The 13,828-nt window shown below is 69.2% G+C and carries 11 protein-coding genes and 5 tRNA genes; 5 read left to right on the top strand and 11 right to left on the bottom strand.

The annotated features are described in order from the left end of the window. Positions 1–133: 133 nt before the first annotated feature. The 7 genes from clpP to H4F98_RS10840 all read right to left on the bottom strand — a co-directional run bounded on the left by clpP (position 134) and on the right by H4F98_RS10840 (position 3,088). Positions 134–760 (bottom strand): ATP-dependent Clp endopeptidase proteolytic subunit ClpP, encoded by a 627-nt coding sequence (gene clpP / locus H4F98_RS10870; protein ID WP_141517810.1) that lies wholly within the window; start codon positions 758–760, stop codon positions 134–136. A 187-nt stretch (positions 761–947) separates the two neighbouring features. After that, positions 948–2,246 (bottom strand): trigger factor, encoded by a 1,299-nt coding sequence (tig, locus tag H4F98_RS10865; protein ID WP_182687582.1) that lies wholly within the window; start codon positions 2,244–2,246, stop codon positions 948–950. A 209-nt stretch (positions 2,247–2,455) separates the two neighbouring features. Next, positions 2,456–2,540, bottom strand: a tRNA-Leu gene (locus tag H4F98_RS10860). A 101-nt stretch (positions 2,541–2,641) separates the two neighbouring features. Next, positions 2,642–2,717: transfer RNA gene (locus H4F98_RS10855), tRNA-Lys, on the bottom strand. A gap of 85 nt (positions 2,718–2,802) precedes the next feature. Beyond that, positions 2,803–2,879: transfer RNA gene (locus H4F98_RS10850), tRNA-His, on the bottom strand. Positions 2,880–2,900: 21 nt separating this feature from the next. Beyond that, positions 2,901–2,977, bottom strand: a tRNA-Arg gene (locus H4F98_RS10845). 34 nt (positions 2,978–3,011) lie between these two features. After that, positions 3,012–3,088, bottom strand: a tRNA-Pro gene (locus H4F98_RS10840). A 174-nt stretch (positions 3,089–3,262) separates the two neighbouring features. Here H4F98_RS10840 and H4F98_RS10835 point away from each other — a divergent pair. Next, positions 3,263–4,018, top strand: a complete 756-nt coding sequence (locus H4F98_RS10835; protein ID WP_182687580.1) for a Bax inhibitor-1/YccA family protein — start codon at positions 3,263–3,265, stop codon at positions 4,016–4,018. A gap of 73 nt (positions 4,019–4,091) precedes the next feature. On the opposite strand, the gene H4F98_RS10830 is transcribed toward H4F98_RS10835, so the two are convergent. The 4 genes from H4F98_RS10830 to grxC form a co-directional block, all read right to left on the bottom strand. After that, positions 4,092–5,447: a Na+/H+ antiporter NhaC family protein gene (locus tag H4F98_RS10830; RefSeq protein WP_182687578.1), complete on the bottom strand. Its 1,356-nt coding sequence runs from the start codon at positions 5,445–5,447 to the stop codon at positions 4,092–4,094. A gap of 177 nt (positions 5,448–5,624) precedes the next feature. Continuing rightward, positions 5,625–6,632: an isocitrate dehydrogenase gene (locus H4F98_RS10825; protein WP_182687576.1), complete on the bottom strand. Its 1,008-nt coding sequence runs from the start codon at positions 6,630–6,632 to the stop codon at positions 5,625–5,627. A 183-nt stretch (positions 6,633–6,815) separates the two neighbouring features. Next, entirely contained in the window at positions 6,816–7,226 is a 411-nt protein-coding gene (locus H4F98_RS10820) for a carboxymuconolactone decarboxylase family protein (protein ID WP_182687574.1), read from the bottom strand. After that, positions 7,223–7,516 carry a glutaredoxin 3 gene (gene grxC / locus H4F98_RS10815; protein ID WP_182687572.1) on the bottom strand — a complete coding sequence of 98 codons (294 nt, stop codon included), beginning with the start codon at positions 7,514–7,516 and terminating at the stop codon, positions 7,223–7,225. Before grxC ends, H4F98_RS10820 begins: the two co-directional genes overlap by 4 nt. A gap of 141 nt (positions 7,517–7,657) precedes the next feature. Here grxC and H4F98_RS10810 point away from each other — a divergent pair, with 141 nt between their 5' ends. The 4 genes from H4F98_RS10810 to ppk1 all read left to right on the top strand — a co-directional run bounded on the left by H4F98_RS10810 (position 7,658) and on the right by ppk1 (position 13,824). After that, positions 7,658–9,349, top strand: coding sequence for a M48 family metalloprotease (locus tag H4F98_RS10810; protein ID WP_182687569.1), 1,692 nt, complete (start codon positions 7,658–7,660; stop codon positions 9,347–9,349). A gap of 254 nt (positions 9,350–9,603) precedes the next feature. Beyond that, positions 9,604–10,299, top strand: coding sequence for a phosphate regulon transcriptional regulator PhoB (phoB, locus tag H4F98_RS10805; RefSeq protein WP_141517817.1), 696 nt, complete (start codon positions 9,604–9,606; stop codon positions 10,297–10,299). A 69-nt stretch (positions 10,300–10,368) separates the two neighbouring features. Next, entirely contained in the window at positions 10,369–11,712 is a 1,344-nt protein-coding gene (gene phoR, locus H4F98_RS10800; RefSeq protein WP_182687567.1) for a phosphate regulon sensor histidine kinase PhoR, read from the top strand. Between the two features lie 9 nt (positions 11,713–11,721). After that, positions 11,722–13,824 (top strand): polyphosphate kinase 1, encoded by a 2,103-nt coding sequence (ppk1, locus tag H4F98_RS10795; RefSeq protein WP_182687565.1) that lies wholly within the window; start codon positions 11,722–11,724, stop codon positions 13,822–13,824. Positions 13,825–13,828 lie beyond the last annotated feature (4 nt).

Here is a 13,828-nt window from a genome sequence, read left to right as displayed (position 1 = left end):
AATCTCGCCGACCGCGAGGTGCGGGGCTGGCGCGAGTCGAGAATAGCACAGCGTCCCGGTATGGCAGCCATACCGGGACCTGCAATTAATTACTTGTCCAATCAACAACTTGTGGTCGAACCCGGGCAATCCGTCAGCCTGCCTGGATCGACTCTTCCGGGCGACGCTCCAGCACCTGGTCGACCAGGCCGTATTCACGGGCGGCCTCGGCCCCCTTGAAGTTGTCGCGCTCGGTGTCGTGGGCAATGGTTTCCAGCGACTGGCCGGTGTGCTTGGACAGGATCTCGTTCAGGCGCTGGCGCATGCCCAGGATCTCGCGGGCATGGATGTCGATGTCCGTCGCCTGGCCCTGGAAGCCGCCCAGCGGCTGGTGGATCATCACGCGCGAGTTCGGCAGCGCGTAGCGCTTGCCCTGCGCGCCCGATGCAAGCAGCAGCGCACCCATGCTCGCCGCCTGGCCCACGCAGATCGTGCTGACGTCCGGCTTGATGTACTGCATCGTGTCGTAGATCGCCATGCCGGCGGTGACGATGCCGCCCGGCGAGTTGATGTACAGGCTGATGTCCTTCTCGGGGTTCTCGGCCTCGAGGAACAGCATCTGCGCGACGATCACGTTGGCGACGTGGTCATCGACCCCGCCCACCAGGAAGATCACCCGCTCCTTGAGCAGGCGCGAGTAGATGTCGTAGGCACGCTCGCCCCGGCTGGTCTGTTCGACCACCATCGGCACGAGGTTCAGGGCTTTGGTTCGGTTGTCCATCAACGGGGCACCTGCGGGATCAAGGGTGTGATGCGTCCAACTTGGGGCCATTCGCGGCACGACGCAAGGGGCAATCGGCCTCCATGGCGCGCCCGGCCCGCTGGAACGACAAGGCCGGCCCGGTGCACGCACCGGAGGCCGGCCCTTCGGGTCGCCTGCCGTCCCGCGGGCGGGACGGCGCGCGGGCTTACTGGCGGATCGCTTCGCTGAACGAAAGCGGCTGCTCGGTGTGCTGGGCGCGCTCGGCGATCCAGTCGATCACCTGCTCCTCCATCACCCGCGCCTGCAGGCCGTTCATCAGCTGCGGATCGTTGCGGTACAGCTCGATGACCTGCTGCGGCTCCTCGTAGGTCGAGGCGATCAGGTTGAGCGTCTCGTTGAGGCGCGCCGGCTCGAGCTTGAGCTCGTTGCGACGGGCCACTTCGCCCACGATCAGCCCGACCAGCACGCGCTTGCGCGCGGCGTCGGTGAAACCCAGGTGGGCATCGTCCGGGATGCGGTCGATCTTGCGCCCCTGGCGACGCGCCTGCTCGGCGGCCTGGGCGGCCATCTGGCGGGCTTCGTTCTCGACCAGGCGGGGCGGCATCTCGACGTCGGAGTACGCGGCGATCAGCTGCTCGCCGACCTCGCGGCGCAGGCGGGTCATCAGCGCGCCCTTGAGCTCGCGCGCCAGGTTGCTGCGGATGTCGGCGCGGAACTGTTCCGGCTCGCCGCTCTTGACCCCGAAGCTCTTGATGAACTCGGCGTCGACCTCGGGCAGGACCGGCTCGGACACCTTGACCGCCTTCAGGTGGACGGCGACCTTCTTGCCGGCGAAGGCCGGCATGCGCCAGTCGGCGGGGAACTCGACCTCGGCTTCCTTCTCCTCGCCGGCCTTCAGGCCGACCAGCGCCGACTCGATGGCCGGGAACATCGCGCCCGAGCCGATGACGGTGGTGCCGCGCTCGACGCCCTCGGCCGGCACGCGCTGCTCGCCCGCCTGCGACCAGGTCTCGATCTCGACGGCATCGCCCTCGGCGGCGGCCCGGTCGACCGCGTTCCAGCTGCGGCGCTGCAGGCGCAGGTTCTCGATCATGGTGTCGATGTCGCCGTCGGCGACCTCGGCGGTGTGGCGCACGACGTTGAGCTTGGCGACGTCGATGTCGCCGAAGTCCGGCACCACCTCGAAGGTCGCCACGTAGGCGAGCTCTTCCCCGCCCTCGACCGGCTCGATGCTGGGGTTGCCGGCGATCTTGAGCGACTGCTCGCGGACCGCGTTGCTGAAGCCCTCGCGCAGCATGCCGTCCAGGATCTCGGCGCGGACCTGCTGGCCGAAGCGCTGCTCGATGACCTTGGCCGGGACCTTGCCCGGGCGGAAGCCCTTGATCCTGGCGCCGCGCGCGATCTCGCGCAGGCGGCCGCCCACCTGGCTCTCCAGGCGGTCGGCCGGGAGGCTGAAGGTCATGCGGCGCTCGAGGTTACCGACGGATTCAACCGAAACTTGCATATCCACTCCTGCTACCGGGCAGCCTGCCTCGGCACGATGTTTGACTGAGCTGTCCAGATGCGGCCGGCGGCACGGGGCCGGACGGCAGCGGAACGGACTATTTTCCCCGATATGGCCGCCAGTTGCCAGCCGTGCCGGTCACGTCTCCGGCGGGACTGCGACGAACGCGCCCCGTGCCCTCGCCTGCCCGGGCACCCGGCGACCGGGCCTGGTGCGAAAGGGGGGACTCGAACCCCCACGCCTTGCGGCACTGGTACCTAAAACCAGGGCGTCTACCAATTCCGCCACTTTCGCGATGAGGCCGCCAACCGGGGCATTCTAGAGCGCGACCGCGCCCGCTGCCCATGGTCCGCGCATAAAAAAACACCCGGCGCGGGGCCGGGTGTTCTTCGATTTGGTGGGCCGTCAAGGATTCGAACCTTGGACCTATTGATTAAGAGTCAACTGCTCTACCAACTGAGCTAACGGCCCAAATCGCGGAGCGGGATGATAGCAGAACATTCCCGGCTCGCAAACACTTTTTACCACAACCTGCTGCAACAACTACCGCAATGAATGGGGTGGATGAGGGGATTCGAACCCCCGACCACTGGAATCACAATCCAGTACTCTAACCAACTGAGCTACACCCACCACAAAAACGTACACGTTCACTGGCGCGCCCGGCAGGACTCGAACCTGCAACCGTCGGCTTAGAAGGCCGATGCTCTGTCCGGTTGAGCTACGGGCGCGAGGCCCAGCATCTTAACCGGCCTGCGCCGGGCTTGGTCGGGGCAGAGGGATTCGAACCCCCGACCCTCTGCTCCCAAAGCAGATGCGCTACCAGACTGCGCTATGCCCCGAGGTCCGGACTTCCGTTGCGCGCCAACGCCGCGAAAGGCCGGCCATTTTGGGCTTGGTGCGGGCAACTGTCAACGAGCACGTGCACCGTGCGCCAGCGCGCGCGGGGCCGTGTATGCTCCAACATGAACGGCGGCACCGACCGCCCCGATCCACATGCCACTTCAGGAGCGAGCATGCGCAGCGGCAATCCGGCACTGAAAGAATCCACCTTCCTCGACCTCGCCAGCGGCAGCGTCGTCCAGGGCAGCGGCGACGTCATGACCCTGAACGGCACGGTCCACAAGACCGGCGTGCTGCTCCTGCTGTGCGTGATCACCGCGGCCTTCGCCTGGAGCCAGGTCGAGTTCACCCTCGACGGCCCGGTCGGCGCCGGCCCGTACCTGTGGGGCGGCGCGATCGGCGGCCTCGTACTGGCCCTGGTCACCGTGTTCAAGAAGGAGTGGGCGCCCGTCACCGCCCCGCTCTACGCGATCGTCGAGGGCTTTTTCCTCGGCGCGATCTCGGCGATGTACAACCACTTCTACCAAGGCATCGTCATGCAGGCGGTGCTGCTCACCTTCGGCACCCTGTTCGCGCTGTTGTTCGCCTATCGCTCGGGCCTGATCAAGGCGACGGAGAACTTCAAGCTCGGCATCGTCGCCGCCACCGGCGGCATCTTCCTGGTCTACCTGGCCAGCATGGTGCTGGGCATGTTCGGCGTGCAGATCCCGCTGATCCACGAGTCGGGCATCATCGGCATCGGCTTCAGCCTGTTCGTGGTGGTGATCGCGGCGCTGAACCTGGTGCTGGACTTCGACTTCATCGAGACCGGCGTCGAGCGCGGCGCGCCCAAGTACATGGAGTGGTACGGCGCCTTCGGCCTGCTGGTCACCCTGGTCTGGCTGTACGTGGAGTTCCTGCGCCTGTTGTCGAAGCTGCAGTCGCGCTGATCCCGCCGCAACCTGCTGCATGCGAAAGGGGCGCCTCGGCGCCCCTTTCCTTTTGCCGGCAGGCGCCCCTGCCCTAGCCGCGCCGCGACGCTGGCGCGGCGACCGGCGGCTGCGACGATCGCGAGGGCCACAGCATGAACGCCACCGCGATCGCCGCCAGTACCCAGCAGTAGTACACCTGCCCGGCGATCGCCAGCGGCGATATCCCCGCCAGCGAACCGGCCAGCAGGATCTGCGCACCATAGGGCAGCAGGCCCTGCATCACGCAGGAGAACACATCCAGCACGCTGGCACTGCGGCGGCCGCTGATGCCGTGGTGGTCGGCGATGTCCTTGGCCAGGCTGCCGCTGACCAGGATGGCCACGGTGTTGTTGGCGGTCAGCGCATCGCTGCCCGCCGCCAGCGCGGCGATGCTCAGCTCGCCCGCACGGCGCCCGCGGTGCCCACGCGCGAAGCGGCGGATCGTCGCCGCCAGCCAGGCCAGGCCGCCGGTGACCCGGGTCAACTCGGCCAGGCCGCCGATCAGCAGGGCCAGCAGGGTGATCTCCACCATGCCCTCGAAGCCGGTATAGATGTCGCCGGAAAAACTCATGGCGTCGTAGCCGCCCAGCCAGACGCCCATCGCGCCGGCCAGCACGAGGCCGATGCCCAGCACCACCACCACGTTCATGCCGGCCAGGGCCAGGCCCAGCACCGCCAGGTAGGGCAGCACCAGCCAGCGGCTGACCGGATCGTCGGGTGCGGCGACCGGGGCGCTGTCGCCGAGGAAGGCCAGCGCGGCCACGGTGACGAACGCCGCAGGCAGGGCGAACTTCAGGTTCTCCAGGAACTTGTCCTGCATCCGGCAGCCCTGGCTGCGGGTGGCGGCGATGGTCGTGTCGGAGATGATCGACAGGTTGTCGCCGAACATCGCCCCGCCCACCACGGCGCCCAGCACCAGGCCTGCGTCCAGGCCGGCCGCGTCGGACACGCCCAGCGCGACCGGCACCACCGCGGCGATGGTGCCCATCGAGGTGCCGATGGCCAGGGCGATGAACCCCGCCACCAGGAACAGGCCGGGCAGGATCAGCGAAGCCGGCAGCGCGCCCAGGCCCAGGGCGACCACCGCATCGACCGCGCCGACCGCCTTGGAGACGGTCGCGAAGGCGCCCGCCAGCAGGAAGACCAGGCACATGAGCATGACGTTCGGGTGGCCCATCCCGGCCAGCAACGGCGCCATCGGCGGGATGCGTCGCCGCCACGCCAGCCAGGCCGCCAGCGCCAGCGCAGGCAGCACCGCCACCGGCGCGTGCAGCTGGTAGAAGCCCATGGCCTCGCCCTGGCCGGTGAAGTACAGGCCGGCGCCGAAGAACAGCAGCAGGAACAGGAACAGCGGCAGCAGCGCCAGGGCGCTGGGTCGGACCTCGACGGGCGGCGAAGACTTGTTCATCGCTTCATACGGATGAAAGGAATCGCAATTCTGGGGCCGCGCGGGCGTGCTGTCGAGCCCCCGGCGGGCCGTACCCCTGCCGGTGGCGCGACGGGCGATCCCGGGCACGAAAAAGGCGCCCCGGAGGGCGCCCATGATCGTACCGCCTGCATGCGCCAGACCGCGGCGCCGCCGAGGTCACACGCGGCTGGCGATCGCCTTGGCGAAGGACATGGTGTTGCCGCTGCCGCCCAGGTCCGGGGTCAGCGAGTCCTGCGCCTCCAGCGTGGCGATGATCGCCGCGCGCAGCGAAGCGGCCTTCTCCGGCATGCCCAGGTGGTCGAGCATCTGCGCCGCACCCAGCAGCAGGGCGCACGGGTTGGCCTTGCCCTGGCCGGCGATGTCCGGCGCGGTGCCGTGCACGGCCTCGAAGATCGCCGCGTCCGAACCGATGTTCGCGCCCGGGGCGAGGCCCAGGCCACCGACCAGGCCCGCGCACAGGTCCGAAAGGATGTCGCCGAACAGGTTGGTGGTCACGATCACGTCGAAGGTCTCCGGCTGCATGACGAGCTTCATGCAGCACGCATCGACGATCATCTCGTCGCATTCGATGTCCGGATACTCCGCGGCCACCGCGCGCGCGGTCTTCAGGAACAGGCCCGACGTCGACTTCAGGATGTTGGCCTTGTGCACGATGGTGACCTTGCGGCGACCGACCTTGCGCGCCAGCTCGAAGGCATAGCGCACGATGCGCTCCGAGCCGCGGCGGGTGACCTTCTGGGTGAGGACGGCGGTCTCGCCATCGGCCGACACTTCCTGGCCTTCGCCGATGTAGGCGCCCTCGGTGTTCTCGCGGACCGTGATCACGTCGACGCCGCTGGGGAAGCGCGAGCGCGTGTTCGGGAAGGACTTGGCCGGACGCACGTTGGCGTACAGGTCGAAGCGCTTGCGCAGCTCGACGTTGATCGAACGGAAGCCCTCGCCGACCGGCGTGGTCAGCGGGCTCTTGAGGGCGACGCGGTTGCGACGGATCGAGTCCATCGTGGACTGCGGGATCAGCTCGCCGTGCTTCTCGAGTGCGGCCAGGCCGGCGTCGGCTTCCTCGTACTGCAGGCCAAGGTCCATCGCCTCGAGCACGTGCAGGGTGGCGTCCATGATTTCCGGGCCGATGCCATCGCCACGGATGACGGTAATCGTCTGCGTCATAGGGAATTCTTCCAGCTGGGGGCGGGCGTCGGGGAAGTACGCCGCCGGATGGTTAGCCGGAGGATTATGCCTGAGACGGCGCTGTTTTTCAGGGCCCGGGGTCCCCGCGGCGGGGGTGGCGGCACGCTGGAATGCGGCGCGCATGCGCGCCCGGCACGGGTCCGGGCGCGGCGCGGGGCGCGCTCAATCGTGCGCGTGGGACGACCCGGGCACGGTCGCGGCCCCCTGCTCGAGCTGGTCCAGGAAGTCGACCGCGCGACGCATGTGCGGGATCACGATCGAGCCGCCGACGACCAGGCCGACGGAGAACGCTTCGAACATCTCCTCGCGACCGACGCCGGCCTCGCGGCACTGGGCGACGTGGTAGCTGATGCAGTCGTCGCAACGCAGCACCAGCGACGCCACCAGGCCCAGCAGCTCCTTGGTCTTCACGTCGAGCGCGCCGGCCTGGTAGGTCTGGGTATCGAGCGCGAAGAAACGCCGCACCACCTGGTTCGGCTCGGCCAGGATGCGTTCGTTCATGCGCTTGCGGAACGAGGTGAAGGCCTCGATGCGGTCCTGCTCGCCCTGCGGGCCGCTGGCGTCCGCGCTCATGCCGCGCCCTCCAGCAGGGGTTCCAGGCCGCCGGCGCGATGCAGGGCGATCATGTCGTCGTAGCCGCCCACGTGGGTGTCGCCGATGAAGATCTGCGGCACGCTGGTGCGCTTGGCCAGGGCGATCATCCGCTCGCGCGCCTCCGGGTCGAGGTCGATGCGCACCTCGCGCCAGGTCTGCCCCTTGCTCTTGAGGAAGTTCTTGGCCGCCACGCAGTACGGACAGATGGCGGAACTGTAGAGGGTGATCTCGGGACGCCGGGCGTCGTCCGGGTGGCTCGGGCTGTTCAAGTCGGCACTCCTGCGGAAACTTTGCGATTCGCGATATTGTCGAATATGGGCATGGCACGACGTCTTTTCCAGCGCCGCGCCCCCGGCCGCACGCCGGCTCCGGTTAACCGGGGATTCACGCCACCCTCCCCGGGCACCCCCATGCTCGGGGCTCGACCGCCCCGCCCCACCACGAGGTTTCCCTTGCGCCGGATCGCTCCACTCGCCATCGCCGTCACCCTGGCCGTCGCCAGCGTCTGCGCCCCGGCCCAGGAGAACCGCCTGCCCGACATCGGCTCCTCGGCCGGCGAACTGCTGAGCCCGACGCAGCAGGAAGAGTACGGCGCGATGATGCTCGCGCAGTTGCGGCACTACGAATACGTGCTCGAGGACCCGCTCATCGACAGCTGGCTCTCGGCGATGGGCGGCCAGCTCGCGGCCAACAGCGACCGACCGACCCAGCCGTTCACCTTCTTCATGATGCGCGAGCGCCAGATCAACGCCTTCGCGACGCTGGGCGGCTACATCGGGGTGAACGCGGGCCTGGTCCTGGCGAGCGAGCGCGAGGACGAGGTCGCGGGCGTGGTGGCGCATGAGATCGCACACGTCACCCAGTACCACGTGCTGCGCGGGGTCGAACGGGCCCAGCGCGACCAGGTGCCGATCCTGCTGGCCATGCTCGGCGCCCTCGCCGCGGCGCAGGCCGCGGGCGGCAACTCCGCCGACGACGCCGCGCAGGCGGCGATGGTCGGCGCCATGGGCCTGATGCAGCAGCGCCAGATCAACTACACCCGCGCCAACGAGTCCGAAGCCGACCGCCTGGGCATCCAGACCTTGTCGCGCAGCGATTACGATCCGGTCGCGATGGCCGACTTTTTCGCGACGATGCAGGCCAAATCAAGGACGAACGCCGCCAATTACTACGGCGACTTCCCGGACTACCTGCGTACCCACCCGGTCACCACCACCCGCATCACCGAAGCCAAGGAACGGGCCCGCCAGATCCGGCTTTCCCAGGGCGGCGGCGAAGTCTGCGTGCGCTCGCCCGATGGCGAGGACGCCTGCCGCCAGGAGTCGGGGCGCCCGCGCTACGGCGGCGGCACGACGCCCAGCACCAACCCCCTGCTGCCCGGCGGCCTGGTGATCGACACCGATGCGCTGGCCAGCGGCGGGACCGGCCTGTACGAGATGGCGCGCGAGCGGCTGCGGGTGCTCAGCGCCGACACCCCCGCCGAAGCGATCCGCGAATACGCGCAGATCGCCCGCGTCGGCCGCCTGGACGACGCCCAGCGGTACGGCCAGGCCATCGCCCTGCTGCGCAACGGCAAGGCGCGCGACGCCGCCACCCAACTCGCCGCGCTGCACCAGGAACGCCCCGATGACAGCTGGGTGACACTGGGCCTGGCCGAGGCCGAGTCGCGCAGCGGCCAGCGCGAACAGGCCAATGAACGTTTCGAGGCCCTGCTGCGACGCTCGCCCAACGACCGCGCGGTGGCGCTCACCTATGCCCGCGCACTGGCCGAATACAACACGGCCGAGTCGGGCAAGCGCGCCCAGGCCGTGCTCCGCCCCCTGTTGTCGCGCTCGGGCGAGGACCCGGAGTTCCAGCAGGTCTTCGCACGCGCCTGCGAGATCGCCGGCGACCCCATCCGCGCCGGCGAGGCCTACGCCGAGGCGGCCTACCTCAACGGGCGGCCGGAGCTGGCGCTGACCCGCCTGAACCTGCTCAAGAAGCGCGATGACCTGGACTACTACGCACGCGCCCGGATCGAGTCGCGGATCGCCGCGATCACGCCGACCGTGCTGGAACTGCGTCGCCAGGGCATCCGCGACGAGGATCTCAAGCGCGACTGAGCGCCCGTGGCCCTGCGCGATGCGACGGGCGACCCTGTCACGCGGCAGTCATAAAACCGTAGTCTACTGGGGTCGCTTCGGGGAGCCAGACGCGCTCCGGGCATGCAGCCAGGACGCATGCCCCGGTCCCCGGCCGGACCCGCTCCGGTCGCACCAGCGAAGCCGGACCCGGCCCCGTGCCGGCTCCGTCGACCCGGGGTCCGCCAGGCCGGCCGCACCCGGGATGGCTCGCTTCAACCCCCACTGGTGACCGCGTGCAGAAGCGCATCCTGATCGTAGAAGACGAACCCGCCATCCGTGACATGGTGTCCTTTGCCCTGCGCAAGGGCGAGTACGAGCCGATCCATGCCGGGGACGCGCGCGAAGCGCAGTCGGCCATCGCCGACCGGGTGCCCGACCTGATCCTGCTCGACTGGATGCTGCCCGGCACCAGCGGCCTGGAGCTGGCGAGGCGCTGGCGGAAGGAGTCGCTGACCCGCGAGATCCCGATCATCATGCTGACCGCCCGCGGCGAGGAGAACGACCGCGTGGGCGGCCTGGAGGCCGGCGTCGACGACTACGTGGTCAAGCCCTTCTCGGCCCGCGAGCTGCTGGCGCGCATCCGCGCGGTGCTGCGTCGCTCGCGCGAGGACGACGAGGACGGCAGCGTCTCGGTCGGCGGCCTGCGCATCGATGGCGCCGCGCACCGCGTCTTCGCCGACGACCAGCCGGTGCAGATCGGCCCCACCGAGTACCGCCTGCTGCACTTCTTCATGACCCATCCCGAGCGCGTGTACTCGCGCACGCAGCTGCTCGACCATGTCTGGGGCGGCAGCGTCTACGTCGAGGAGCGCACCGTCGACGTGCACATCCGCCGCCTGCGCAAGACCCTGGAGCCGCACGCCTACGACGGCATGGTGCAGACCGTGCGCGGGTCGGGTTACCGCTTCTCGGCCTCGGCCGAAGCCTGACCCGGCGCGGGTCCCGCGGGCGCGTCGCACGCACCGCGGCCCGGCCGACCGGACTACACTCTGACTGCCATGCCTCCTCGCGCCCGCTCCGCCTGGTTCCGCACCCTCGGCCTGCTCCTGCTCATCCTGGCCGCCGCCACGGTGCTGGGCCTGCTGAGCGGACAGCTGTTCCCGTTCCTCACCGCCACCGCCCTGGGCATCGTGGCCTGGCATTACTGGCGCCTGCGCAAGGTGCTTATCCGCCTGACCGCGCGCCAGCGCCTGACGCCGTCCAACAGCGACGGCGTCTGGAACGAGCTCGACCGCCTGCTCTATCGCACCCAGGGCGAGATGCGCGCGCGCAAGCGCCGGCTGATGGAGATGCTGCGCGCCTACCGCGCCGCCGCCGCCGCACTGCCCGACGCGATCATCGTGGTCGAACGCAACAGCCAGCGCATCCAGTGGTTCAACGAGGCCGGCACGCGCCTGCTGGGGCTGCGCTACCCGGACGACATCGGCGCGTCGCTCGTCCAGCGCCTGCAACCGATGCCGCTCGCGCACTGGATGGCCGCGGGCCGCAATGCCGAGCCGCTGGAGACCTATTCCCCGTTCAATCCGGCCGCGACCCTCAGCCTGCGGCTGATCCCGTATTCGGAGAACCTGTGGCTGCTGGTGGCGCGCGACGTCAGCCGCCTCCTGCAGCTCGAACAGATGCGCCGCGATTTCGTCGCCAACGTGTCCCACGAATTGCGGACCCCGCTGACGGTCATCCACGGCTACCTGGACATGCTCGATCCCGAGGAGCAGCCCGACTGGGCGCCGATGCTGGCCGAGATGCAGCGCCAATCGCAGCGCATGACCCAGCTCGTCGAGGACCTGCTGACGCTGTCGCGGCTGGAATCCCAGGACCACCTGCAGGCCGAGGAGCACGTCTCGATGGCCTCGATGCTGCATACCCTGCGCCGCGAGGCCGCCGCGCTCAGCCAGGGCCGCCATCAGATCGACATCGACGACAGCGCCCACGTGGACCTGATGGGCTCGGGCAAGGAGTTGCACAGCGCGTTCTCCAACCTCGTCAGCAATGCCGTGCGCTACACCCCGGCAGGCGGCCGCATCGAGATCGCCTGGCGCCCGGACGGCCAGGGCGGCGTCGCCCTGCAGGTCACCGACAGCGGCTACGGCATCCCCGCCAGCCACCTGCCGCGCATCACCGAGCGTTTCTACCGGGTCTCCACCAGCCGCTCGCGCGAGAGCGGCGGCACCGGGCTGGGCCTGGCGATCGTCAAGCACGTGCTCCAGCTGCACGATGCCCGCCTGGAGATCAGCAGCGAGGTCGGCCAGGGCAGCACCTTCTCCTGCCACTTCGGCACCGGCCGCCTGCGGCCCAACGACCTGCCCGCCCCCATCGATCCGCCCGCCCCCGTACACTCCTGAGGCATGTCCATGAACGCCGCGCACGACACGCCCCCCCACGACGCCGCGACCGGCGAGGCGGGCTCGCTCTACGACCCGTCGCTGTACTTCAACCGCGAGCTGTCGCAGCTGGATTTCAACTTCCGCGTGCTCGCCCAGGCGCGCGACGAGAGCGTGCCGCTGCTGGAGCGGCTCAAGTACCTGTGCATTTCCTGCACCAACCTCGACGAGTTCTTCGAGATCCGCGCCGGCACCCTGCGCCACGCCGGCGACCTGGGCCTGATGCCCGCCCCGGACGGCCTGTCGCCGTCGACCGTGCTGGCACGCATCCACGATCGCGCCGCGGAACTGGTCAGCGCGCAGTACGACTGCTGGAACCACGTCCTGCGCCCCGCCCTGGACGAGGCCGGCGTGCGCGTGCTCGGCCGCGACAGCTGGAACAGCCGGCAGAAGCGCTGGCTGCTGGCCTACTTCCGCGACGAGATCATGCCGGTGCTGTCGCCGCTGGGCCTGGACCCGGCGCATCCGTTCCCGAAGATCCTCAACAAGTCGCTCAACATCGTCGTCGTGCTCAAGGGCCGCGATGCCTTCGGCCGCGACGGCAACCTCGCCATCGTCCGCGCACCGCGTTCGCTGCCGCGCATCATCCAGTTGCCCGAGAACGTGTCGGGCGGCCCCAACGACTTCGTGTTCCTCTCCGCCGTCCTGTCGACCTTCGTCGACGAGCTGTTCCCGGGCATGGAGGTCAAGGGCGCCTACCAGTTCCGCGTCACCCGCAACTCGGAACTGCTGGTCGACGAGGAGGAAGTGGACAACATCGCCCTGGCGCTGCGCGACGAACTGGTCGGTCGCGGCTACCTGCGCGCGGTGCGCCTGGAGATCGCCGACCAGTGCCCGGACGGGATCGTCCGCACCCTGCTGGAGAACTTCGACCTCAACGAGAACGCCGTCTACCGCATCAATGGCCCGGTGAACCTCAACCGCGTCATCCAGGTCTACGACCTGGTCACCCGGATGGACCTGAAGTTCCCGCCCTTCCAGCAACGCCAGCTGCCGGGCAGCGAGGCCATGTTCGACCGCATCGGCCGCGGCGACGTGCTGCTGCACCACCCGTTCGACGCCTTCACCCCGGTCCTGGAACTGCTGCGCCAGGCCGCCGAAGACCCGCACGTCCTGGCGATCAAGCAGACCCTGTACCGCTCGGGCAAGGACTCGCCGATCGTCGAACAGCTGGTGCAGGCCGCGCGCAACGGCAAGGACGTGACCGCGGTCGTCGAGCTGCGCGCGCGCTTCGACGAAGAGGCCAACCTGGGCTTCGCCGACCGCCTGCAGGAGGCCGGGGTGCAGGTCGTCTACGGCGTGGTCGGCTTCAAGACCCACGCCAAGATGCTGCTGATCGTGCGGCGCGAGGACGGCCGCCTGCGCCGCTACGTGCACATGGGCACCGGCAACTACCATTCCGGCACCGCCCGCCTCTACACCGACCTGGGGCTGTTCACCGCCAACCCCGAAATCGGCAACGACGTGCACCTGATCTTCCAGCAGCTGTCCGGCCTGGCCCCGTCGATCAAGCTCAAGCGCCTGCTGCAGTCGCCCTTCACCCTGCACGACGGCGTGCTCAAGCGGATCGACCGCGAGACCCAGCACGCCCGCGCGGGCCGTCCGGCGCACATCGTCGCCAAGATGAACGCGCTCAACGAGCCCCAGGTCGTGCGCGCGCTCTACCGTGCCTCCCAGGCGGGCGTGCAGATCGACCTGATCGTGCGCAGCGCCTGCACCCTGCGACCGGGCGTGCCCGGGGTGTCGGACAACATCCGGGTGCGCTCGATCGTCGGCCGCTTCCTCGAGCACCACCGCGTGTACTGGTTCGCCAACGACGGCCAGCCGGACCTGTTGTGCTCCAGTGCCGACTGGCTGGAACGCAACCTGTTGCGTCGCGTGGAGACCTGCTTCCCGATCCTCGACCCGGAGGTGGCCGCGCGGATCCACGCCGAGGTCGTGGTGAACTACCTCAGCGACAACGTCAATGCCTGGGCCCTGCGCAGCGACGGCCACTACGTGCCGATCACGCCCGCCGAGGGCGAAGCCCCGCATGCCGCGCAGCTTTCCCTGTTGGCGTCGATCTGCGGATGAACGA

Source organism: Marilutibacter spongiae, assembly GCF_014145325.1.
Taxonomy (GTDB): Bacteria; Pseudomonadota; Gammaproteobacteria; order Xanthomonadales; family Xanthomonadaceae; genus Marilutibacter; species Marilutibacter spongiae.
This window is presented reverse-complemented; position numbering and strand designations above follow the sequence as displayed.